Source organism: Bacillus sp. 2CMS4F, from assembly GCF_023161785.1.
Classification (GTDB): Bacteria; Bacillota; Bacilli; order Bacillales; family Bacillaceae; genus Bacillus; species Bacillus halotolerans.
Genome location: NZ_JALNTO010000002.1, coordinates 213,637 through 236,211, shown reverse-complemented (window position 1 = coordinate 236,211; position 22,575 = coordinate 213,637). Strand labels below are relative to the sequence as shown.

Here is a 22,575-nt window from a genome sequence, read left to right as displayed (position 1 = left end):
CTAGCATCCTCCTCTTACGCCTGTTTAAACTGCGAAATAAATCTGACATCGTTTGTATAGAAGTGGCGGATATCATCGATGCCGTATTTCAGCATCGCGATGCGCTCAACGCCCATTCCGAACGCAAAGCCCTGATATTCGTTCGGATCAAAGCCGGCCATTTCCAGCACATTCGGGTGAACCATGCCGGCGCCGAGGATTTCAATCCAGCCTGTTCCTTTACATACAGAGCAGCCGTTTCCTCCGCACTTAAAGCACGTTACGTCTACTTCTACTGAAGGCTCGGTAAACGGGAAGAAGCTTGGGCGAAGTCTGATTTCACGGTCTTGCCCGAACATTTTTTTCGCAACGAGTTCAAGGGTTCCTTTTAAATCACTCATGCTGATGTTTTTATCAACAACAAGCCCTTCAATCTGCATAAATTGGTGAGAGTGCGTCGCGTCATCATTATCGCGGCGGTATACTTTTCCGGGACAAATGATTTTAACAGGCCCTTTGCCTTTGTGCTTTTCCATCGTCCGCGTCTGAACAGGAGAGGTTTGCGTTCTCATCAGCATTTCCTCTGTGATGTAAAAGCTGTCCTGCATATCGCGGGCAGGGTGTTCTTTCGGCAGATTGAGCGCTTCGAAGTTGTAGTAGTCCGTCTCGACCTCAGGGCCTTCTTCAACGGTATAACCCATGCCGATAAATAGATCTTCAATTTCTTCAATGACAACAGTGAGCGGATGGCGTCCTCCGATTGCGACAGGATTACCCGGGAGCGTGACGTCAATTGTCTGTCCCGCAAGCTTCTGTTTCATTTCTTCTTCCTCAAGCTTTTCATTTTTAGCTGCAATCGCATTGGCGATTCGTTCTCTTACCTCATTGGCAAGAGCGCCCATTTTCGGACGCTCCTCCGCAGAAAGCTTGCCCATTCCGCGCAGCACTTCTGTGATCGGCCCTTTTTTTCCGAGATATTGAACCCGAATATCATTGACAACCTTCAATGAGCTTGCCGCTTCTACTTGATCTAAAGCTTCTTGTTCCAGCTGTTTTAGCTTTTCTTCCATTTTGCATCCTCCTTTTATGTAAACAAACCGTTATATGTCTTTGGAAAACAAAAAAACCCGCCCCTTATAGGACAAGGGACGAGTTGTGGCCGCGGTACCACCCTTATTTCAGACAGACTGATGCTGTCGTCAGCTTCATTGACATAACGGAATCAGATTCCGGTTCACCTTTACGCGCAAGGTGCGCGGTCCCGGTGACAACTCGAGAGGTGAAACCAATTTCCGGCTGCTTTAAAAATGCTCTCAGTCTGCGGCATTTTCTCCCTGGAAGGCAGTTGATGAGAAATCGAGATCCTCTGTCACGGTTTTTCAAATATTATGTTCTATTATAGTGAAATACTCCGCTCGGCGCAACACTATCCTCGCAAGTGGTACACCAGGATAGCCGCCGCAATTGCAACGTTCAGTGATTCAGCCTGCCCGTACAGCGGGACGTACAGGTTTAAATCTGTTTTTTCCAGCAATCCGGCATCCACTCCTGCGCCTTCATTGCCGACGATTAAAGCAAATGAACCGGATGGTGAAATGTCCTGGTAAGGCACCCCGTTTTGCAGTGCTGTGCCGTACACTTTTACGCCCTCTGCTTTTAATTCATCCACGTATGATTGTAAATTTCTTCTCACAACAGGAATGTGAAAATGGGAGCCTTGCGCGGATCGCAGCGTTTTTCCGTTAAACGCGTCCGCCGTGCCGTCACCGAGCACAACCGCATCCAAACCGGCTGCGTCCGCCGTGCGAATCATCGTGCCGAGATTCCCCGGATCTTGAACAGCGTCAATCAGCAGCACACGTTTAGGCGGCGCGAGATGTTCTTCCGGCATATGACAAACAGCGGCGATCCGCTGCGGTGTTTCCGTTTCTGTAACAGCTGAAAACGCGTCTTCGCTCAGCACGTAGCACTGGATGCCCATATCAAGATTCGGCGGGATGTCCGCTTCATCCTTGACAAGAATTTCTTTCACCGCGCCCGGGCTCTTCAAGGCTTCTTCAACAAGATGTTCTCCTTCAATCAAATAGGTATTCGTTTTTGTTCGTTCTTTTTTTGTGTGAAGTTTTTTCCAATCCTTCACTTTTTGGTTTTTTGCCGATTCTATTTGTTTCACTGTCTGTGTGGCTCTCCTTTTTTTAACATGATGTTATTATATCGCAAGAACAGCACATAATAAACCGGGTGCAGGGTTAGAATATACGTATTACATTTTAGAAAAAAAGGAGCGCTTCATATGGATCTTAATTTACGTCATGCCGTCATTGCCAATGTAACCGGCAATGATCAGGAGCAGCTTGAGCACACAATTGTGGACGCGATTCAAAGCGGTGAAGAAAAAATGCTTCCGGGACTCGGCGTTTTGTTTGAAGTCATTTGGCAGCACGCATCTGAGAGTGAGAAACAAGAAATGTTAAAGACGCTTGAAGGCGGATTAAAACCTGCCCAATAGCACATCAAAACCGGGTGACAGCGCCCGGTTTTTTTCTTATATAATAAAAACATGAGGGGGATCGCCGCCATGTTTTTACAACCGCTGTTAGCAAAAAAAATCATTGCCGAAGTGAAAAAAATGTACGAACGTGAAGTCATTATTGTCAGCACAGACGGCCTCATTATCGCAAGCACAAATGATGAGCGAGTCGGGCTATTTCATGAAGGAGCGCTCATCTGCGCGAAAGAGAAACGAAATGTGATCATTACAAAAGAAGATGAAAAGAGACTCGAAGGGGTAAAGGCGGGGTTAAACCTCCCCGTATTTTCTGAGCGTGATGTCATCGCCGTGTTCGGACTGACGGGAGAACCTGCTGAGATTCAGCCGTACGGGGAGCTGCTCAGGAAAATGACAGAGCTGTTTATTAAAGAATCGTGGCATTTGGAGCAGACCCAGTGGCGCGAGAGAATGCTGGAATCCTTTATGATCGACTGGCTGCAATTAAAAGAATGGTCTCCGGGCTTTCTCGAAAAAGCGCAGCTTCTTGGCGTTGACCTTACCTCCCTCCGCCAGATGATCCTCATTCAAGGGCACGAATGGTCACCGGGCGATATTGATCAAATGACACGCGCCTGGAAATCAGTGTTTCCATCCGATTTATTCATCAGATGGGGAAATGAACGTATTCTGATTAATCACGAAGTGCCGAAACATGAACAAAAGGAGCAGCTTTTGCGGCAAATTCAGCTTATTTGTTCATTGGCTGAACGCCTCGGAAACAGCCGCGCAGCTGCCGGCGCCGGAAGGGCTGTCGCAAGCTCCGGCCTGCCGCAGTCATACGAACAGGCAGAAAAAGCGCTGGCCGTCAGCCTCAAACGCAAAACCGCCGTATGCGAGGAAGACCTGAAGCTTGACATGTGCCTGACTGAGATCAGCCCGGGGACACGACATGAATTTCCGCAAAGAGTGTTTCAGGAAGCGCTCCGAAACGAAGAGCTTATGAATACGATACGAACTCTCTTCCATTACGATTTGTCCCTGAAAAAAACGGCTGAAGAGATGCATATTCATATCAATACGCTCCGCTATCGCCTGTCAAAGGCTGAACAGCTGACAGGTTTAAGTTTTCAGCGTACAGAGGACATCGTCACGATGTATGTCGCACTTTACTTTTTAGATCAAGATACAAAATAGAGAGAGTTTCAGTTTCATATTTTGTATGTTTCTCCATAGAAAGCTTCTCTTTTTTTCTTTTACAATAGATTGAAAGCGTTTTTTGACAGGGGGATGGGTGAACATGATCACCAAAGACGTAAAAGAACAGCTGATCCAAATCGTCGGACCGGAAAACTATGATGACTCGAAAGCCGGCCGTCTCGTGTATTCATATGACGCGACACCGCAATTTCAGTCTATGCCGGATGCAGTGATTGCGCCGAGAGATACACATGAAGTATCACGTATTTTAAACATTTGCAGTGAGCACCGTGTACCGATTGTTCCGAGAGGATCTGGGACAAACCTGTGCGGGGGCACGTGTCCTACTGAAGGCGGGCTTGTTCTTCTCTTTAAGCATATGAATCAGATCCTTGAAATTGATGAAGAAAATTTGACGGCCACAGTCCAGCCTGGCGTTATTACCTTGGATATAATCCGTGCGGTTGAAAGCAAGGGGTTGTTCTATCCGCCTGATCCGAGTTCTATGAAAATATCAACCATCGGAGGAAACATCAACGAAAATTCCGGCGGTCTCCGCGGCTTAAAATACGGCGTCACCCGTGACTACGTCATCGGGCTGGAGGTTGTTTTGGCAAACGGAGATATGATCCGCACTGGGGGAAAACTTGCAAAGGATGTAGCCGGGTATGATCTCACGCGCCTTTTTGTCGGCTCAGAAGGGACACTCGGCATTGTGACAGAAGCGATTCTCAAACTCGTGCCGAAGCCAGAAACAAAGAAGACGCTGCTCGCCCTTTATGAAAATATTGATGCCGCTGCTCAAACAGTGTCAGCCATTATTGCCGAAAAAATTATACCGGCTACGCTTGAATTTCTCGATCAACCTACCCTTTTGGTGATTGAGGATTATGCCAAGATCGGCCTTCCGACAAATGCGAAAGCGGTTCTTTTGATCGAACAGGACGGGACAGCTGAGACCGTGGCTCGTGACATGGAAAAAATTGAGGCAATTTGCAAAAAAGGCGCTGCCGTCTCCGTTCAAACTGCGCAAACAGATGAGGAAGCATTCGCCCTCACTGAAGCACGGCGTTCAGCGCTTTCTGCACTTGCCCGCTTAAAGCCGACCACCATTTTGGAGGATGCGACTGTACCGCGGTCAGAAATCGCAAATATGGTAAAAGCCATTAATGACATTGCCGTGAAATACGATATTTCGATCTGCACCTTTGGCCATGCCGGGGATGGAAATCTTCATCCGACATGCACGACAGACATAAGAAATAAGGATGAAATGGAGCGAGTCGAGCAGGCTTTTGCCGAGATTTTTGAAAAAGCGATTGAGCTTGGCGGCACGATTACCGGGGAGCACGGAGTCGGGGCCATGAAAGCGCCTTACTTGGAAATGAAGCTGAAAAAAGAAGGCATCGCCGCGATGAAAGCAATGAAAGCGGCATTTGATCCAAAAAATATCTTAAACCCGGGCAAAGTGTTTGCGAAAGATGCCAGAAAACGTGTGGTGACGGAAAGATGACAACAGAAAAAGAAATGAAACAGATCCAACATGAGTTTAAAAAGCGTATGGATGAAAGCGAACTTTTGAATTGTATGCGCTGCGGTTTCTGTCTGCCTTCTTGCCCGACCTATATCGAATCCGGTTTTCAGGAATCTCACTCGCCGCGCGGGCGAATCGCCTTAATGAAAGCAGTCGCCGACGGTGTGATTGAACCGGATGAAGATGTCGCACGTTCACTGTCTCTTTGCCTCGGCTGCCGCGCGTGTGAACCGGTATGCCCATCAGGCGTTAAATACGGACAGCTGCTGGAGGAAGCAAGAGATATTATCCACCAAAATAAAAAGCACTCGCTCAGCGCGCGTGTTATGAGAAAAGCGGCTTTTCAGGAGCTCTTTCCGCATCAAAACCGCATGCGTTCGGCTGTGAGTCTCATTGGGTTGTACCAGCGGTCAGGGCTGCAGACGGCTGTGCGAAAAACCGGCATGCTCCGCATTCTGCCTGAGCATTTGCGCACGATGGAAGCCGTTCTTCCAAATGTGCCTAAACGTGAAGAAATGAAGCATCGGCCACGTTTACTGCCGGCGGTCGGCCCAGCTAAAAAAAGGGTTGCCTTTTTTTCAGGCTGCTTAATGGATACGATGTTTTTGCCGACAAACAATGCCACGCTGAAACTGCTGCAGCTGGCAGGCTGTGAAATTGTCATCCCGCCTGAGCAGGCATGCTGCGGCGCACTGCATGGACACAGCGGCGAAAAAAATGCGGGAAAAGAGCTTGCGAAACAAAACATCGCCGCGTTTGAAGCGCTAGACGTAGATACTGTCATTACAAACGCGGGCGGATGCGGAGCCTTTCTCACTGAATACGGCCATTTGCTGAAGGATGATCCCGAGTGGTCGGAGCGGGCTGTTTCATTTGTGCAGAAGCTAAAAGATTTTTCATCGGTTTTGATTGAGCTTGATTTTCACCAAAAAGACTTGCAGCTTGAAACACCTAAGCTGATTACCTATCAAGATTCATGCCACTTGAGAAATGTAATGCATACATCTTCGGAGCCCAGAAAGCTTCTTCAAAGCATCAAGGGAGCTGAATTCAGAGAAATGGATAAAGCGGACAGCTGCTGCGGATCAGCGGGAATTTACAATATTGTTGAAGCAGACATGTCAATGAAAATACTGGACAGTAAAATGGCTGCTGTCAAAGCAACTGAAGCAGCGGTCATTGTAACCGCCAATCCAGGATGTCTTTTGCAGATGAAGCTCGGCATTGAACGAGAGGGATTAAACGACAGGGTCCGAGCTGTTCACCTTGCTGATTTGCTATTAGAAGCCGCCGGATCGCTAACATCATAAGAAAGCCCAAAACAATTTCTGTTTTGGGCTTTGTGCTTTATTCCATCGGACTGCAAATTTCAATATAATGTCCATCAGGATCGGCGATATAAGCGACCGTCTGTCCCCATGGCTTCACTTTAGGCTCCGCGATAATGGTTACGCCGTGTTCTCTTACTTTTTTGATGACCGCTTCTACACTTTCAGTGACAAACCCGATTTCAAATGTTTGTGAAGAAACGGGTGTTTCCGGTATATCTAACGGCGTCATTTCCTTGACACTTTCTCGTGTATTGAGCGCCAAAATGGTGGAGCCGGTATCAAACTCTACATATGTGCCGTGTTCCGCGCGGATCGGCAGCCCCAAAATATGCTGATAAAAATGAATCGAGCGCTGGCTGTCCGATACATACAGGATGATATACTTCATTGATAAATTCATTTCTTTTCCTCCTTAAGGTTTCCATTTTTCCTTTTATCCCGGTATAGAGGCTTCCATTCTTAAGCTGGGATCTCTCCACATCTGCGCCCATTTTTTCACTGCCGCCACGATAATGATGAAGCCTAACAGCAGCATGATGATAGACAAAACGCCATTCAGGACACTGTAACCCGCCGCGTCTGGATTGAGATACACATAGCGCACCATCCAATAGCCTGCGTAGTTCACAGTCACATATAAATAGGCGAGCGGAATGAGGCAGGTGAGGATGTAACGGCGTTTGTCGGCGATTTTCAGCACAATGGTTGCTCCGATAATCAGACCCACTGAAGCCATCAGCTGATTAGAAACACCAAACAGCGCCCAAATGGATCCGATATCACCTGAGTAAAGCAAATAGCCCCACATAAAGCAGGCAAGCGCACTGGCAAATACAGATCCGGGAATCCAGTCCGTTTTCTTCAGCGGCTTATACGCCTCTCCGAAGAAGTCCTGAATCAAATAGCGTGCCACACGCGTGCCGGCGTCGATCGCCGTTAAAATAAACACCGCTTCAAACATAATGACAAATTGGAAAAAGTATGAGGCCAGATGGCTGAAAAACGGAATTCCGGTAAAAATATAAGTCATTCCTACCGCAAGCGTGACGGCTCCCCCTGTTCTGCCTTCTAAGTCCAAACCGATTTCCCTGCTCAGTTCAGGCAAATGCACAACATCCATGCCGAGCGTACGGAAAACCTCAGGCGTGCTGTTGATCGCAAAGTAATCTGCAGGCTGCAAAGCAGTCGCCGCAATCAGCGCCATAATGCCGACAAGGCACTCAACAAGCATTGCACCGAAAGCAACCGGCTTCATATCACTCCATTTATTAAGCATTTTCGGCGTGGTGCCGGAACCGACAAAGGCATGGAACCCCGAGATCGCGCCGCAGGCTATCGTGATCGAGATGAATGGCCAGACAGGACCCGCAAGCACAGGCCCGCCGCCTTTTACAAACTCCGTAAAAGCCGGAAATGGAATGGACGGATTCACAACAAACACACCCGCAATTAAAGCGACAAACACACCGATTTTCATAAAACTGCTTAAATAATCGCGCGGTGCGAGCAGCAGCCAGACCGGCAGTGCCGCTGCAAAAAAAGCGTAAATCGGCAACGCGATTGCAAGCGTTTTCGTATCAAGGGTTAACAGATCACCAAATGCGGTAGTCTGCACCCAAGGGCCAATAAACACTCCGGCCATTAAAAATAGAAAACCGATAGAAGACGCCAGCTTTAAATTCCCTGTTTTCTTATAAAACAAGCCGACGCCCATCGCTATCGGAATCGTAATCCCTACAGCAAATGTCCCCCACGGATTCCGTTCAAGCGCGTGCAGCACAACCATCGACAGTCCCGCCATCGTTATGGTAATAATAAATAGCATGGACAGTCCCGTACAAAAGCCGGCAACAGGACCAAGCTCATCCTTCGCCACTTCCGACAGCGACTTTCCGTTTTGACGCATTGACGCGAACAGCACAACAATATCATGGACGGCTCCCCCTATCACCGCCCCGATTAACAGCCATAATAATCCCGGCAAATAACCGAACTGCGCCGCGAGAATCGGTCCGACCAGCGGCCCGGCCGCCGCAATGGCCGCGAAATGATGACCGAATGAGACCCATTTATTCGTAGGCACATAGTCTTTTCCATCCTCAAGCGCATGTGCAGGCGTTGGCTTTTCATCAGTCACTTTGAGAACCTTCACCATCATAAATGTTCCGTATAAACGATAGGCGATAGCCAATATACACATTGACGCTATCACAATTGTAACCGCATTCATTTCTCCCCAACCCCTTTGCTGTTTTTCATAAATATATCATAATTTCAAAGCAAAAAGCGGTCATTTTTTCCTATTCAAAAAAGCCGGCTGGAATGGGCCGGCTTGAGGCAGTTAGTTTAGTTCAATGTCTCCAGAGGTTGTACGAACTTTTAAACGGTTAGAGGGGCTATCACCTACATAACCTACAACACGGTGCTCTGTCTTTTCTTTATACAGGATGTGGTCGAGATTGACCGCAGCATCACCTGAGTCAGCCTGAAAATCCACTGCCAAAGATGCAGGTTCTTTCTGATACCCTACTGACACACTTCCGCTCGTAGTGACGATGTCGACCTCTTCGTTCTGATGATCCTGAAGAAGATCAATATCCCCGGAAGTTGTCTTATAGTTCACCTTTTCAGCTGTTGTGTGGCTGCTTTTTATTGATCCGCTTGTTGTCTTTACCTCACCTTGGCCGAATGAATTTTGATCAGCTTGAACATCTCCGCTCGTTGTTTTTAGCGTCAGCTCGTTTTCGATGCGTGTATGCTTCAGCTCAATATTTCCTGATGTAGAGTCAGCAGCTGATTGATCCGTTTGCACATTTTCTATCAGAATATCGCCAGAGGTTGTCGTTACGGTTATCTCATCATACTTCTTTTTCGGAATCGTGATTGTGATTTTCATATCCTTTTCGCTGCCCCACGATATAAAAGAGATGATATTCTCGCGTGCTATTTGATTGATTGTTAATGATTTGCCATCTTGGGTCACATCGAACAGCTTTTTGCTTTTATCACTGACTTGTCCTTCAGCAGCTACCTGAATATCATCCGTTTGCCCGCTTTTGACCTCTGCATTCATCGAGCTCGTTGCTACCTCAATTTTTTTAATATCTGCAGGATCATAAGTTTCGGCAGCTTTCACCTCTTCTTTTGTAAAATCCGAGGCAGCTGCAGAGATGACAGCTCCGATTACCCCGACTGCAAATACTGCGATCAATCCTATTATGATTTTTTTCATGTCTGCGCCCCCGCCACCAGCTTTAAATTATATCTGACATATCGTAAACTCACGCTATACAGCAGCTTTCCTATATGCCACAGCCCTATACAAGATAGCAGTCCCAGACTGCCAAACATGAGTGATAAAAAGAACTCCAGCATCATGTGCGTATTCATTTGAAACATCACCATGCCGACAAACATAATTGGTGATACAGAGAGTGCAAGCGCTGCCCCGCAGAAACCTACGTACACTCCAAAAATGCCAATAGCTGGTCCCAGCACAAAAATCAAATTCAAGATGCTTATCGCTGCTGCTGAACATGCCATCTGGAAGAGGTTCTTCTTAGGGCGCTGCACTGCTGGAGCAGTTTCCGTCACATCTGGCACCAATTCCTTTGCAATTTGTTTTGGGGAGCCGAGTTCCCTGATAATGTTCGCTTCCGGCCTGCCTTCTTTCATCCCTTCGGTAATATGTTCCTCAAAATCAAATAAGATCTCATTCCGCTCTTCTTCAGAAAGCGGCTTTAACGCTTTACTTAACTCCTGTAAAAACTGTTCTTGATTCATCGTTCTCCTCCCCTTGCCGCATCAATGATTTGGTTGACGGATGCTGTGAACTGATCCCATTCTGCCAGCAGCAATTTCATTCGCATGACACCAAGCTTTGACAACGTGTAATATTTTCTGGCTGGCCCTTCAGAAGACGGAGCCATATATGTTTCTAAATACTCCTCTTTCGTCAGTCTTCTGAGAAGAGGATATAAGGTGCCTTCAGCAATAGCCATATACCGGGAAATGTTTTGAGACAGCTCATATCCGTATTGGTCTTTTTCAGCAATACATACAAGCACACATAACTCTAATGCTCCCTTTTTAAATTGAGCATTCATGATCAAATCCTCCCTGCGGCCCATAAATTTTGTTTATATATTCCACCGTCCATCACATGGTAACATCCACTACTGAGCATTACAAGGTACTGAATCATATTTACTAAGAAAAAATAAAAAACCGGAGACAGGTCTCCGGCTCATGTTGCTATTATGATTGTTTTTGCAGGCGGATCACATTCCATGAAAGCGGCGTGAAATGCGCAGTTAGACCGTTTTCGCTGACGGAAGACGTTCCGTTGGAATGTGGGGTGACATTTTTTCTGTTATGCAGGTTTGTCGCTTTGATGTCCTGGTGCTCAAGTACGATGTGCTCTGCGATTTGGTACGATTCAAAGCCTCTGAGGGAAATTTCAGTTTCCATTTGATCTTCAGCTTTGTTCACCGCAAAAATCGTCAGTGTTTCTTCCTCTTCAGAATATACGACAGCGGCGTCAACATACGGCACATCAGTAAAATCAGAGCAGTCATACTTCGGTGAAGAAATAAGCGGTTTCAGCGACTCTCCTCGGCCGTAGACAGAAGCATGCATGTACGGATAGAAAATCGGCTGTCTCCATGCTTCTCCGCCTTTTTCCGTCATGATCGGCGCGATGACATTTACAAGCTGTGCAAGACACGCGATTTTCACACGGTCTGCGTGCTGCAGCATCGTAATGAGCAGAGAGCCTACCAATAAGGCATCTTCAAAGTTATAAATATCTTCTAAAATAGGCCGCGCAGTAATCCACGGTTCTACTTTTTTATCAGCTTCATTTGAGTGATACCATACATTCCATTCGTCCAGAGAGAGATTGATTGTTTTCTTGCTGCGTGTTTTTGCTTTTACATAGTCACAGGTTGCAGCAACAGATTTAATAAAATGATCGAGATCCATGGAACGGGCCAAGTAGTTTGGCAGATTGTTATCCCGGTTTCCGTAATACGTATGGAGAGAAATATAGTCGACATGCTCGTACGTATGCTCCAGTACCTTTGCTTCCCAATCGATAAAGGTCGGCATGCCGCTGTTTGAGCTGCCGCAGGCAACAAGTTCAATTGATGGGTCAACCCATTTCATGACCTTTGCCGTCTCCGCGGCAAGCCGTCCGTATTCATCAGCTGTTTTGTGGCCGATCTGCCACGGGCCATCCATTTCGTTACCCAGGCACCATGTCTTAATGCCGTACGGCTGCTCATAGCCATGCGATCTTCTCAAATCACTCCAGTAAGAGCCTTTCGGATGATTGCAGTATTCTACGAGATTGCGGGCAGCATCTATCCCTCTCGTGCCCAGGTTAACAGCCATATTGACTTCTGTGTTCACCTTTTTTGCCCAAGTTAAAAATTCATTCGTTCCCACTTCATTGGTTTCTGTCGTTTGCCATGCCAAGTCAAGGCGTCTCGGGCGGTTCTCGACAGGCCCGACGCCGTCCTCCCAATTATACCCTGATAAAAAGTTTCCGCCCGGATAGCGGATGATCGGAACCTGCAATTCCTTGATTAACGCCTGAACATCCTTACGAAACCCGTTTTCATCAGCCTGAGGATGATCAGGTTCATATATGCCTTCGTATACAGCACGCCCCATGTGCTCGATGAACGACCCGTAAATCCGTTTGTCGACTTCACCAATTTTATATTCTTTGTCCACAATCACTCTCGCTTTTTTCATTACACGTTTCCTCCTTCATTATCCTTTGACTCCGCCTACTGTCAGGCCGGAGATAAAGTATTTTTGGAAAAACAAGAAAATGATAATCACCGGCAAAATGGCAAATACTGAGCCGGATATGAGCATGTCATAGTTGTTTCCGTAAGGGCTAAGCAAGCTGGACAGCCCGATTGGAAGCGTAAACATTTCTTTCGACCGAAGCACAATCAAGGGCCATAAGAAGTTGTTCCAGCTGTTTAAAGACTGGAGAATAATCATCGCTCCGAATGCCGGTTTCATCAGAGGCGCCATAATCCTGAAAAAAATGCCGAATTCCGTACATCCGTCCATCCTTGCTGAATCCAGCAGGTCTTTCGGAAGGCCGAGTGCATATTGCCGGAAAAAGAAAACAGCTACCGGCGAAACGATAAACGGCAAAATGACACCCGTATACGAATCGATCAAATGCAGTCCGACTGTAAGCTTAAACAACGGGAGCATCATCACTTCCAGTGGAACCATCATAATAATCAGCACAAGAACAAAAATGATATTTCTGCCTTTAAATTCATACACCGCTAGCCCGTATCCGATCATCGACGAGAAAAACAGAGTAAGCACTGTCGTTAATAGACCGAGCACAAGGCTGTTAAAAAACCATTTAAAATAAATGCTGCCGCCGTTAAACAAAAATGTATAGTTATCAAGGCTCATCACTTTTGGATCGATGTCCACATTCAGTCCCACCCGCAAAAGCTCAGATGACGGCTTTAATGATCCTAAAAGCAGACAGAAAATCGGGAAAATATACAACAGGCTCAGCATGATAAAAAATAGAGTAAGCGCGATTCTGTACACCCGAAACTGAGGACTGTGCTGCAACATTTACCCCTCCCCCTTAAACGAGCCTGACAGTTTTAATGAAATCAGGCTGACAACAAGTATGACAATCAAAAGGACAATGCCGATGGCCGCCCCGTATCCCATTTCATTGTAAGCAAGGCCCTGCTGATACAAATATCCGACAAGCGTCAGGCCGATATTACCCGGGGAATTATTTTGCCAAAGGACGTAGCTTTCCTCAAACATCCTAAAACCGCCAATGATGCTGATGGTTAAAACATAGACGGATACAGGCTTCAGAAACGGCAGCGTAATGTGCATAAATTTTTTCATCGTATTTGCTCCGTCAATATCAGCGGCTTCGTACAGCTCTTTCGGCACATTTTGCAGTCCGGCCAAAAAGTAAAGGATGTTGATTCCCATCCATCTCCACGAAGCAAGCAGCACCATCAAAAACATGCCGGTATGTTCATTGTTCATCCAGTTCTGCGGTGAAAAGCCGAGTTTCAATAAAATCGAATTGGCTAAAGATGTTTCCATCTCTCCAAAGATCAGCCTGAAAATGATACCAGCCACAATGGTAGAAGTCAGTGCAGGTATAAATAACGCTGATTTGAAAATGTTTCTGAATTTGACCAGTTTCGAATTCAAGAATATGGCTAACAGCAATGGAACTGGAATCAGCACAATCAGCGTCCAAAACGTATATTCCAGCGTATTAAAAAGGGCGGTATAAAACGTCGGGTTGTTAAGAGCGGTGTAATTGGATAACCCGACAAACGTCACTTCTCCAGGCAATATTCTTTGAAAGCTCATGATGAAGACACTAATGATGGGGTATAGAAAAAAAACAAGAAAGGATAAAACAAATGGCGCTGTAAACAGATAAGGCGCCGCTTTTTTCGAATAAAAAATACCTCGCCAGCCTGATTCTTTCGCAGCCGAAGGAACGGGATGAGCCGTTCCCGTTTTCACAGGTTTCATGAGAACCTCCCCGCTTTCACTTTTTGAATGGGATTCTATTTCTGTTTCAGTTCACCTGCCGCTCTGTCCAAGGCTTGTTTTGGCGTCTTTTGCTGAGATTTGAGCGCGTCGAATAAGACGCTTCTGTTAACAAGGTCTGAAGCCTTGGCAAAATCCTCATGTAAATAAATCGGATTGATTTCATCCTTGATATCGAGCAGCATTGAAAAAATACCTGTTCCGTTTTGGAAGTAATCCGTGTATTTGTTTTTCTCTTTCAATTCCTTGGAGCTCCAGACATCCCAGCGAAGCGGATCGAACCCGAGCACACTCCACAGCTTTTTGTTTCCTTCTTCAGAACCCTTCGCAAAGGCGAGAAACTCTTTCGCTAATTCGACATGTTTGGCCTGCTTTGGCACAACGGTGGCTGTGCCTCCCAAACCTGCTGAACGGTCGCCTCCTTCTTTCCATGCCGGAAGCGGCCGAATGGCAATCTTCCCTTTCAGATCAGGCATATAATCTATGAATCTTCCCATATACCAAATCGGCATCAGAACAGAAGCCGCTCCGCCTTGGTTCATAAAACCGTAATATTCTTCACTGTGATGCCCGCCGCCTGGTGCAGCGATCATTGTTTTATCATTAATCAGGTCTTTTAAATACTGAAGCGTTTTTACGTTGGTGTCATTATTCAGAATCAACTTTCCATTTTTATCAAAATACCCTGAGTTTTGCTGTGAAATCATTGATAAAAATGTTGCTGAATCATTTGTTTCCACCGTTCCCATTGGCTTTCCGGTCGCTTTGCGCACTTTCTGTCCGGCTTTGCGGTAATCATCCCATGTTTTAATATCATCCGGGTTGATGCCGGCTTTTTTCATAATATCCATGTTATAGAACATAACTGTCGTTCCTACATGAGTATCCAGCCCGTATAGCTTGCCATTTTTGCTGTAAAGCGTAAGACGCGCCTCTACGAATTTATCCCGGTCCTTTTCAATAAGCGGGGACAAATCGGCAAGCGGCACATCGGTGCCCTTCAGAAAGTTTGAAAACCGCGCCAATTCTACATCTGCAATGTCAGGCACGCCTTCCCCGGCGATTAAGGAAATCGACAGATTATCGTGCATTTGGCCATACGGATAGACGACCGTATTCAGTTTAATTTGACGGTCAGGATATTTCTTGTTCCACTCTTTCACCATTTCCACATAAAACTGCTCATGAAGTCCGTTAAATGTCCAAAAAGTCAGCTCCGTTTCACCCGCTTTACCGGATGACCGTTCCGCTGAACACCCAGCGATAAATAATGTCAAAACCATCATGAGCGCAAGAAAACAGACAGTCATCTTTTTCATCTATGTTACCCCTTCCATTCGAGGTGCGGGCTATTCATAAAGACCATGATTGACAAGCGTTTTGTTTTCATTGATGAGTCTTAATCCGGTGCAGCGGTCTCTTAAGGTGTGTGCGTGTCTGAAGGCATTTTTGACGGAATCCTGCCCGACACCGATTTCGTCAAAATACGCAGGGCCTCCGGCAGATTTCAGCCAGCCGGCCAGCTTTTTTCCTTCCGGCAGCGTTTCATAAGCCGATTGAATGACTTCCCGCTGACGCGGAGAAAATTCGTTCAGCTCTTCGGCTTGGATCAGCTTTCTGTACGTGTCAGTCAATAAAACGGCCGCACAGCCCACTTTTGCCCCATGGAGAATCTGAGGCCGTTTTTTCTCCATTAATTCCATCTCAATCCAATGGGAAATATGATGCTCCCCTCCTGAAGCAGGACGGGAATGATCCAAAGCCAGCATGACAAGTCCTGATACAATCAAGGACTCCATCAGGACCCGGATGCCGGTTTCCGTTTTCATCGCAATGTCTTCAGCGTTTTCGATACAGGCATCAAGTGCTTCTTGTACGAGCTTTGCGCCTGTTGATGAATATGGCTCACCAGCGAGCTGATGAGAAATGTTCCAATCAGCCAGAGACGTCATTTTGCCTAGCATATCCCCAAATCCAGCCGCCACCATAGGCTGCGGCGCCGATTTTAAGATGTCAAGATCAGCGAACAGCGCGGACGGGGCCTTCGTTTGGATGGTGGTTTTCGTACCGTATAAAATAATGGGCGCACCGGCTGATGTAAATCCGTCAACGGATGGGGCGGTCGGATAAGAAATAAACGGCAGCCCCCTCTGGAAGGCGGCAAAACGCACGATATCATGGATAGTCCCCGAACCGACTGCGATCATGATATCTGTTGATTTTTTCGTATGGACCAGCACATGAATGAGTGACCGTTCATCTGCCGCCACATCTCCCGCTTCATTTTCCGGAATGATCAGACACTCCGCCTGAAGCCCTTCCTTTATCAAGCGGTCTTCTAACTCGATCCCCGCTATACGGTGCGTATTCCGATCACAGACAAGGACGATACGCTGATCATTCTTTCTTTTTACATAATCCAACAACCGATCGGCTGCTTGTTTTTCAAGAACAATTTCTTCTACTTCTACAGGAAATGTCATCTCCCCCGCGTGTTCAAAAGCACGCTGAACGTCAGCTGCGATATGATTCATAGCAGAATCCCCTCCTCAGCCAGTTTGGTTACATCCTTAATGGACTCCAGTACATAATCCGGCGTATACAAACGCTGTTCACCCGGTTTCGCTGAACCAGTCAGCACTAAAGCGCTCTTCATGCCATACAGCTTTCCCATTGCGATATCAGATTCAATGCTGTCCCCTATAATCATACATTCATGTGCAGAAAGCCCCAGCGCAGTACAGGCAGCCTCCGCCATCAGCCACGATGGCTTTCCGATGACAAGCTCCGTCTTCGCCTGAGCAGAAGCTTCTATCGCCCCAATCATTCCGGCGACGTCGATGGCATTGCCGTACTCATTTGGGAAATAGCGGTCTTTGTTCGTGGCAATTATACGAGCGCCTGCGGCGGCCGCTTTAAAGGCTTGATTCAAGTCTTCGTAGGTGAGTGTTTCATGAAGCGAGATGACAAGCCAATCCGCCTCCTTCGGTTCATCTGCTGTCTGGACGCCTGCCAGCCTCAGTTCGTCAATCAAGCCCTGTTCTCCAAGCACCCATACCTTTGAAAAACGATAGTTCCTTTTTAAAAAGGCTGCTGTCACACTTGATGACAGGACAATTTCGTTTACATCTGCATCTATTCCGGTACCAAGCAGTTTTTTTCTGCACATGGCACGGGAGATATTTCCCCGGTTGCTCAAAAAGACGATTTTCTTTCCCATATTTCGAAGTGTACTGATGGCTTCTCTTGCTCCATCGATCAGTTCGTTTCCTCTGAATACGGTACCGTCCAAGTCAATCAGAAAACCGGCCGGTGATACTGCGGGATTATGACTGGCCATAATACGCATTTGCTCCGTGTTTTCGATAAAAGTGCTTTTCGTGGAGAACAGTATTGATCGGGTTGACATTCTTGTTCAGCATCATAGAGTGATACGCCATTTCCGCAACCGTTTCTAACACCACCGCGTTATGAATGGCGTTTAAGGCATCTGTGCCCCAGCAGAACGGGCCGTGGTTATTAACGAGCACGCCCGGCACCTGCTCGTATTTATGATGCTGAAAGGTCTCCGCGATCACTTTGCCTGTATTCAGTTCGTAGTCATGAATGATTTCTTCATCGTACATTTCACGTGTACACGGAATCGCACTGTCGAAATAATCGGCATGTGTCGTGCCTAAAGGGGGTATGTCCCTTCCGGCTTGCGCCCAGCTTGTCGCCCATTGAGAATGGGTATGGACAATCCCGCCGATATTTGGAAACGCGTTATACAAATAAACATGAGTGGGTGTATCAGAAGAAGGTTTGAGCGAGCCTTCTACGACCTCACCTTCCAAATTCAAAACAACCAAGTCATCGGCTGTCAGCTCGCTGTATTCGACTCCGCTCGGTTTAATGACGATTAACTCTTTTTCACGGTCAATACCGCTCACATTTCCCCATGTAAAGGTCACCAGCTGATGCTCTTGAAGCTTCAGGTTGGCAGCCAGCACCTCTTTTTTTAACGTTTCAAGCATGCTCATCACCCTTTATGAATTCTTTTGTGCGGCAGATGAAAATTGAAGATTTTTTATCGTTTTCAGACGCTTCATGACATGATTCTTTCTTCCGAAATATTGAACCAGCTCTTTATATTCAGCGTATAGCTTTTCATATACGGCGGCATGCTCAGCATTTGGCGTATAGGATATATCTTTCAGTTTCCCCATGTGCGCCGCTGCCTCTGTGACGTCATCATAGCCGCCGTTTTCTTTACCGGCCGCAAGCGCGCCGAAAATGGCAGATCCTAAAGCAGGGGCTTGCGGTGAACCTGAGATTTTAATATCCATGTTTGTGACATCCGCATAAATCTGCATGACAAACGGGTTTTTCTCAGCAATACCGCCAGCTGCGTAAAGCTCTTCAATTGGCACTCCGCTTTCTCTAAATGTTTCAATAATCATCCTTGTGCCGTATGCTGTTGCTTCAACTAACGCACGGTAAAGCTCTTCGGGTTTCGTCAGCAGCGTCATGCCAAGCAGCATCCCCGTTAGATCAGCATCAACAAGGGTTGAACGGTTTCCATTCCACCAATCCAGGGCAAGCAGGCCGCTCTCCCCCGGCGCTTGCATGTTTGCCTTCTCGCTCAGCAGCTCGTGAATGCTGACATTTTTTTTCTCCGCTTCGTCTTTATAGGCTTGCGGGACACACGTTTTCACGAACCATTCAAAATGATCGCCCACACAGGACTGTCCGGCTTCATACCCCGCAAATCCCGGAAGAATGCCGTTGTCCACAACCCCGCACATGCCGGGCACAATGTTTACCTCGTCTCCTAAGAGAACATGGCATGTTGAGGTTCCCATAATCATCAGCATTTTTCCTGGTTCTGTGATACCGACAGCCGGAACAGAAACATGAGCGTCAACATTCGCAACAGCCACCGCTGTTCCCGGAAGGAGACCCGTCAGCTGTGCCATTTTTTCCGTCAGCCCGCCTGCTTTTTCCCCTACTGAGTGAATCGATCCCGCTAACTTGTCTTTTGTAATCGTTTTCATTACAGGGTGAAGTTTTTCAAAGAAATTCTCTGAAGGATATCCCGCTTTTTCACTCCAGATCGCTTTATAACCGGCTGTGCAGTTGCTTCGCTTCAGCGAGCCGCACAGCTGATACACGATCCAGTCAGCTGCTTCGATTATCCGATCTGCTGCTTCATAAATGTGCGGCGCTTCTTCGGCAATTTGCATCACCTTCGGAATCATCCATTCTGATGAAATCTTTCCTCCGTAGCGCTGTAAAAAAGCTTCCCCTTCTTCTTCGGCGATTTGATTGAGCCGATCAGCATGCTTTTGGGCGGCGTGATGCTTCCAAAGCTTCACATAGCTGTGCGGCTCCTCTTCAAATTCCGGCAGCATACATAATGGCTGTCCTTCACTGTCGACAGGCAAGATCGTACATGCCGTAAAATCAATTCCGATCCCGATGATCTCTTTTGGATCAACACCAGTCTGTTCAAGTAATGACGGAATCGTTGTTTCCAAGACTTCCAGATAATCTGCCGGATGCTGAAGCGCCCAGTCCCGCGGCAGCTTTTGACCCGTTTTGGGAAGGACGGTATCAATGACGGCGTGTGGATATTCTTTGACAGCCGCCGCCAGCTCTTCTCCAGTTTTGACGTGAACGAGCACCGCTCTTCCTGATAATGTTCCGAAATCAACACCTATTGTGTAAGCCAAGTGACATCCTCCTCTCTACTTTTGAAGCCTGTAAAGCGCCTCGTTCCATTTCAATTCATGTTTCAGCTTGTGAATCGATGTATCGCGAGAAATCAAGATACTTTCAACCCCCGCCATTTCCGCCCAATCCATCAATTGCTCCGCTGTCAATTCGTAAGACAAGCAGGTATGGTGTGCGCCGCCGGCTAAAATCCATGCCTCCGCCGCTGTTTTTAATGAAGGCTCAGGCTTCCAGAGAACGCGGGCGACAGGCAGATTCGGCATATCTTTCTCAATTTCCTGTCCGTTTACCTCATTGAGCACGAGACGGAAACGCCCTCCGATATCAACCAGACTCGCTTGAATGGCTGATCCGCTGATGCCATTGAATACAAACCGCGCCGGGTCATCCTTGCCTCCGATAGACAGCGGATGAACTTCAATTTTCGGCTGATCCAAAGCAACTGTCGGGCACACCTCAAGCATGTGTGAGCCAAGAATCATTTCATTTCCAGGTTCAAAATGGTACGTATAGTCTTCCATGAAGGATGTTCTTTTACCTTCAGCCATGATCTTCATCATCCGGACGAGAGCAGCCGTCTTCCAATCACCTTCTCCAGCGAACCCGTAGCCTTTTTCCATCAGCCTCTGAACGGCCAGCCCAGGCAGCTGTTTCATTCCGTGCAGTACTTCAAATGAAGTCGTAAAAGCCGTGTATCCGCCTTGTTCAAGAAACGCGGTTAGGCCAAGTTCAATTTTCGCCTGTTCTTTAATGGACGCTATCTTTGCTTCGTCTTGTTTCGTTTCCTCGCTGATGACATAAAGCTTGTCATACGCTGCATAAAGTGTTTCGACCTCATCGTCAGTAATTCCATTCATCACTTCGACAAGATCCCCGATGCCATAGCCGTCAACCTGCCAGCCGAATTGAATATGCGCTCCCACCTTGTCTCCGTCCGTTACTGCAACATGGCGCATGTTATCTCCGAATCTGGCAACCTTGATATGTCTGCTTTCATTTAGCGCAGCCGCCGTATTCATCCACTGAGAAATTTCTTTCTTTACCTCTTCATCATCCCAATAGCCCGCGACAACTTTACGGCTCAGCCCCATACGAGAATTGATGTACCCGTACTCACGGTCGCCATGTGCGGATTGGTTGCTGTTCATAAAATCCATGTCAATCGTACCCCATGGAATATCGCGATTATATTGAGTATGCAGATGCATAAGCGGTTTTTGATAAGAGGAAAGGCCTTCTATCCACATTTTTGCAGGAGAAAATGTGTGCATCCATGTAATAATACCGGCGCATGTCTCACTGTACTCCGCTTCTCTTAACAGCTGTCTGATGGTTTCCGATGAAGTTACAACAGGTTTATGCTTCATTTTATATCTGGAAGAAATGCCGCTAAGCCCCTCACAAATGCTTTTTGCATGCTGGTCTACCAGCTGCAGCGTTTCTTCTCCGTATAGGTGTTGGCTTCCTGTTACAAACCAGAATTCATAATCTCTTGTCTGTAGCATGTTAACTGCCCCTTTCTTATAAAATAAAACGCTTCCAATTCTAGATTGATAGATACGTACTAATAAACAAAAAATAGTGAATTATTATTAATTTGTACGAACAACTTCATTATAGTAATTCAGTAGGATACTGTCAATCTTTTCTTTTAAAAAAAGCCAGGTGTTCACCCGGCTTATCAGTTTAATAGGACGGCCAGCCCGAACTCCAATTCAAATCATTGATTAGTAGCTTGGGAATGCCGTTATCTTTCGCGTCATAGGCATGGCGCACAAGTATGTTTCCATTTACAATATCCTGACCTCCAGGCCCTTTCCATTGATCATTGCCTGAATCTAAGATGGTGCCCCCTCCTTCCAGCATGCTTTTTCCGCTTTTATCAAGATAAGGCCCTGTTATGCTTTTAGATCTCCCATAAGCAATTTTGTACGTACTATTTACCCCGTCACAGCATTTATCAAATGAAACCATTAAATAGTAGTAACCATTTTGGTACGTGAGGGTAGGAGCCTCCAGCGCTCCGCTATTACTCGGTCTCGACGCAATGGAATAAAGCGATCCGGTAGGCTTCATCGTGTTCTTATCCAGCTTGGTCAGCTTGATTCCGCTCCAAAATGAGCCGAACGCAAGCCACGGGTTGCCATCCTTGTCAAAGGTGAGTTCCGGATCGATGGCGTTATAATTATTGGAGCTTGTCGACCGGATTACCAGGCCTTCGTCTTTCCAGCTTCCCGAGCTGATGCTTGTTGAAGAAGCAAGGCCTATGGCAGAGACATTTTTTCCGAAAGAAGAAACTGAATAATACAGCCAGTACTTTCCGTTATAATATTGAATGTCCGGTGCCCACTGGTTTTGGCCGTAATTCGGCACATAAGTGGACCACCATGATAAAGGTGTGCTGAAAATCGATTTTTGCACGGTCCAATTTTTAGCATCCGACGATTTGAGAACCCGCAGCCCCCTTTCTTCCGTAAGGCCTGTTCCAAACGCGTACCACGAGCTTCCCTCTTTGATCATCGTTGGATCATGAAGCAGTTCATTAGACGCTCCCCAAAATGCAGCGGATGCCGGAGAAGCGGAAGTCAATAACAAACCCGCTGTCAGAGCAGCACTCGAAAAGTGAAAGAACCGTTTCCATGCTTTTTTCTTTTTCAATTTTTTCAAACCTCCCTTATTTTAGAAAGCGCTTACAAAACGTGAAATTGAATCCTCCTTTCCTTACAAATGAGCTGCATCTCGTA

The 22,575-nt window shown here is 46.8% G+C and carries 22 protein-coding genes; 5 read left to right on the top strand and 17 right to left on the bottom strand.

The features are described 5' to 3' along the window. Positions 1 to 14 precede the first annotated feature (14 nt). A complete protein-coding gene (pheS, locus tag MTN95_RS04465; protein WP_105990248.1) occupies positions 15 to 1,049 on the bottom strand; it encodes a phenylalanine--tRNA ligase subunit alpha in 1,035 nt (344 codons plus the stop codon). Positions 1,050 to 1,132: 83 nt separating this feature from the next. Between pheS and MTN95_RS04460 the strand changes: the two genes are divergently transcribed. Next, a complete protein-coding gene (locus MTN95_RS04460; protein WP_202852729.1) occupies positions 1,133 to 1,381 on the top strand; it encodes a hypothetical protein in 249 nt (82 codons plus the stop codon). A 24-nt stretch (positions 1,382 to 1,405) separates the two neighbouring features. Here the strand turns inward: MTN95_RS04460 and MTN95_RS04455 are convergent, their stop codons facing one another. Next, complete coding sequence (locus tag MTN95_RS04455; RefSeq protein ID WP_202852730.1) at positions 1,406 to 2,152, bottom strand: TrmH family RNA methyltransferase; 747 nt, start codon at positions 2,150 to 2,152, stop codon at positions 1,406 to 1,408. A gap of 120 nt (positions 2,153 to 2,272) precedes the next feature. On the opposite strand from MTN95_RS04455, the gene sspI reads away from it, so the two are divergent. The 4 genes from sspI to MTN95_RS04435 all read left to right on the top strand — a co-directional run bounded on the left by sspI (position 2,273) and on the right by MTN95_RS04435 (position 6,511). Continuing rightward, entirely contained in the window at positions 2,273 to 2,488 is a 216-nt protein-coding gene (gene sspI / locus MTN95_RS04450; protein WP_010335228.1) for a small acid-soluble spore protein SspI, read from the top strand. Positions 2,489 to 2,557: 69 nt separating this feature from the next. Beyond that, positions 2,558 to 3,664: a CdaR family transcriptional regulator gene (locus MTN95_RS04445; RefSeq protein WP_202852731.1), complete on the top strand. Its 1,107-nt coding sequence runs from the start codon at positions 2,558 to 2,560 to the stop codon at positions 3,662 to 3,664. A 103-nt stretch (positions 3,665 to 3,767) separates the two neighbouring features. After that, entirely contained in the window at positions 3,768 to 5,180 is a 1,413-nt protein-coding gene (glcD, locus tag MTN95_RS04440) for a glycolate oxidase subunit GlcD (protein WP_248337098.1), read from the top strand. Continuing rightward, on the top strand, positions 5,177 to 6,511 hold the full coding sequence (locus MTN95_RS04435; RefSeq protein ID WP_248337096.1) for a (Fe-S)-binding protein: 1,335 nt from the start codon (positions 5,177 to 5,179) through the stop codon (positions 6,509 to 6,511). Before glcD ends, MTN95_RS04435 begins: the two co-directional genes overlap by 4 nt. Before the next feature lie 37 nt (positions 6,512 to 6,548). On the opposite strand, the gene MTN95_RS04430 is transcribed toward MTN95_RS04435, so the two are convergent. From MTN95_RS04430 to abnA, 15 genes are all read right to left on the bottom strand, one after another. Further along, positions 6,549 to 6,932 carry a VOC family protein gene (locus MTN95_RS04430; RefSeq protein ID WP_248337094.1) on the bottom strand — a complete coding sequence of 128 codons (384 nt, stop codon included), beginning with the start codon at positions 6,930 to 6,932 and terminating at the stop codon, positions 6,549 to 6,551. A 33-nt stretch (positions 6,933 to 6,965) separates the two neighbouring features. Then, positions 6,966 to 8,762 carry a carbon starvation CstA family protein gene (gene cstA / locus MTN95_RS04425; protein ID WP_248337092.1) on the bottom strand — a complete coding sequence of 599 codons (1,797 nt, stop codon included), beginning with the start codon at positions 8,760 to 8,762 and terminating at the stop codon, positions 6,966 to 6,968. Between the two features lie 111 nt (positions 8,763 to 8,873). Next, a complete protein-coding gene (locus tag MTN95_RS04420; RefSeq protein WP_248337090.1) occupies positions 8,874 to 9,764 on the bottom strand; it encodes a DUF4097 family beta strand repeat-containing protein in 891 nt (296 codons plus the stop codon). Beyond that, the gene (locus tag MTN95_RS04415) at positions 9,761 to 10,315 is read right to left on the bottom strand and encodes an HAAS signaling domain-containing protein (protein ID WP_248337088.1); all 555 of its coding nucleotides are present in this window, start codon (positions 10,313 to 10,315) and stop codon (positions 9,761 to 9,763) included. The genes MTN95_RS04420 and MTN95_RS04415 overlap by 4 nt, the downstream gene beginning before the upstream one ends. Beyond that, complete coding sequence (locus MTN95_RS04410; protein ID WP_024122421.1) at positions 10,312 to 10,638, bottom strand: PadR family transcriptional regulator; 327 nt, start codon at positions 10,636 to 10,638, stop codon at positions 10,312 to 10,314. Before MTN95_RS04410 ends, MTN95_RS04415 begins: the two co-directional genes overlap by 4 nt. Before the next feature lie 151 nt (positions 10,639 to 10,789). Beyond that, positions 10,790 to 12,292 carry an arabinosylfuranosidase ArfA gene (abfA, locus tag MTN95_RS04405; RefSeq protein ID WP_248337086.1) on the bottom strand — a complete coding sequence of 501 codons (1,503 nt, stop codon included), beginning with the start codon at positions 12,290 to 12,292 and terminating at the stop codon, positions 10,790 to 10,792. An 18-nt stretch (positions 12,293 to 12,310) separates the two neighbouring features. Beyond that, on the bottom strand, positions 12,311 to 13,156 hold the full coding sequence (gene araQ / locus MTN95_RS04400) for an arabinooligosaccharides ABC transporter permease AraQ (protein ID WP_044153972.1): 846 nt from the start codon (positions 13,154 to 13,156) through the stop codon (positions 12,311 to 12,313). Then, positions 13,157 to 14,098 (bottom strand): arabinooligosaccharides ABC transporter permease AraP, encoded by a 942-nt coding sequence (araP, locus tag MTN95_RS04395; protein WP_010335239.1) that lies wholly within the window; start codon positions 14,096 to 14,098, stop codon positions 13,157 to 13,159. It abuts the gene before it with no gap. A gap of 35 nt (positions 14,099 to 14,133) precedes the next feature. Further along, entirely contained in the window at positions 14,134 to 15,435 is a 1,302-nt protein-coding gene (araN, locus tag MTN95_RS04390; protein ID WP_248337084.1) for an arabinooligosaccharides ABC transporter substrate-binding protein AraN, read from the bottom strand. A gap of 30 nt (positions 15,436 to 15,465) precedes the next feature. Continuing rightward, positions 15,466 to 16,650 (bottom strand): sn-glycerol-1-phosphate dehydrogenase, encoded by a 1,185-nt coding sequence (gene egsA / locus MTN95_RS04385; protein WP_248337082.1) that lies wholly within the window; start codon positions 16,648 to 16,650, stop codon positions 15,466 to 15,468. Further along, the gene (locus tag MTN95_RS04380; RefSeq protein ID WP_248337080.1) at positions 16,647 to 17,465 is read right to left on the bottom strand and encodes a sugar-phosphatase AraL; all 819 of its coding nucleotides are present in this window, start codon (positions 17,463 to 17,465) and stop codon (positions 16,647 to 16,649) included. Before MTN95_RS04380 ends, egsA begins: the two co-directional genes overlap by 4 nt. After that, positions 17,443 to 18,132 carry an L-ribulose-5-phosphate 4-epimerase gene (gene araD, locus MTN95_RS04375; RefSeq protein ID WP_024122427.1) on the bottom strand — a complete coding sequence of 230 codons (690 nt, stop codon included), beginning with the start codon at positions 18,130 to 18,132 and terminating at the stop codon, positions 17,443 to 17,445. The genes MTN95_RS04380 and araD overlap by 23 nt, the downstream gene beginning before the upstream one ends. Positions 18,133 to 18,144: 12 nt before the next feature. Next, positions 18,145 to 19,830, bottom strand: coding sequence for a ribulokinase (gene araB, locus MTN95_RS04370; RefSeq protein ID WP_248337078.1), 1,686 nt, complete (start codon positions 19,828 to 19,830; stop codon positions 18,145 to 18,147). Between the two features lie 15 nt (positions 19,831 to 19,845). Beyond that, positions 19,846 to 21,336, bottom strand: a complete 1,491-nt coding sequence (gene araA, locus MTN95_RS04365; RefSeq protein ID WP_248337076.1) for an L-arabinose isomerase — start codon at positions 21,334 to 21,336, stop codon at positions 19,846 to 19,848. A 181-nt stretch (positions 21,337 to 21,517) separates the two neighbouring features. After that, positions 21,518 to 22,489 carry an arabinan endo-1,5-alpha-L-arabinosidase AbnA gene (gene abnA / locus MTN95_RS04360; RefSeq protein ID WP_105953437.1) on the bottom strand — a complete coding sequence of 324 codons (972 nt, stop codon included), beginning with the start codon at positions 22,487 to 22,489 and terminating at the stop codon, positions 21,518 to 21,520. Positions 22,490 to 22,575 lie beyond the last annotated feature (86 nt).

Coding starts and splice junctions, on each gene's coding strand:
- araD (WP_024122427.1), bottom strand. CDS start 18,132: ATGCTTGAAACGTTAAAAAAAGAGGTGCTGGCTGCCAACCTGAAGCTT.
- MTN95_RS04445 (WP_202852731.1), top strand. CDS start 2,558: ATGTTTTTACAACCGCTGTTAGCAAAAAAAATCATTGCCGAAGTGAAA.
- MTN95_RS04430 (WP_248337094.1), bottom strand. CDS start 6,932: ATGAATTTATCAATGAAGTATATCATCCTGTATGTATCGGACAGCCAG.
- abfA (WP_248337086.1), bottom strand. CDS start 12,292: ATGAAAAAAGCGAGAGTGATTGTGGACAAAGAATATAAAATTGGTGAA.
- araA (WP_248337076.1), bottom strand. CDS start 21,336: ATGCTACAGACAAGAGATTATGAATTCTGGTTTGTAACAGGAAGCCAA.
- sspI (WP_010335228.1), top strand. CDS start 2,273: ATGGATCTTAATTTACGTCATGCCGTCATTGCCAATGTAACCGGCAAT.
- MTN95_RS04380 (WP_248337080.1), bottom strand. CDS start 17,465: ATGCGTATTATGGCCAGTCATAATCCCGCAGTATCACCGGCCGGTTTT.
- araP (WP_010335239.1), bottom strand. CDS start 14,098: ATGAAACCTGTGAAAACGGGAACGGCTCATCCCGTTCCTTCGGCTGCG.
- cstA (WP_248337092.1), bottom strand. CDS start 8,762: ATGAATGCGGTTACAATTGTGATAGCGTCAATGTGTATATTGGCTATC.
- pheS (WP_105990248.1), bottom strand. CDS start 1,049: ATGGAAGAAAAGCTAAAACAGCTGGAACAAGAAGCTTTAGATCAAGTA.
- MTN95_RS04420 (WP_248337090.1), bottom strand. CDS start 9,764: ATGAAAAAAATCATAATAGGATTGATCGCAGTATTTGCAGTCGGGGTA.
- araN (WP_248337084.1), bottom strand. CDS start 15,435: ATGAAAAAGATGACTGTCTGTTTTCTTGCGCTCATGATGGTTTTGACA.
- glcD (WP_248337098.1), top strand. CDS start 3,768: ATGATCACCAAAGACGTAAAAGAACAGCTGATCCAAATCGTCGGACCG.
- egsA (WP_248337082.1), bottom strand. CDS start 16,650: ATGAATCATATCGCAGCTGACGTTCAGCGTGCTTTTGAACACGCGGGG.
- MTN95_RS04410 (WP_024122421.1), bottom strand. CDS start 10,638: ATGAATGCTCAATTTAAAAAGGGAGCATTAGAGTTATGTGTGCTTGTA.
- araQ (WP_044153972.1), bottom strand. CDS start 13,156: ATGTTGCAGCACAGTCCTCAGTTTCGGGTGTACAGAATCGCGCTTACT.
- MTN95_RS04435 (WP_248337096.1), top strand. CDS start 5,177: ATGACAACAGAAAAAGAAATGAAACAGATCCAACATGAGTTTAAAAAG.
- MTN95_RS04415 (WP_248337088.1), bottom strand. CDS start 10,315: ATGAATCAAGAACAGTTTTTACAGGAGTTAAGTAAAGCGTTAAAGCCG.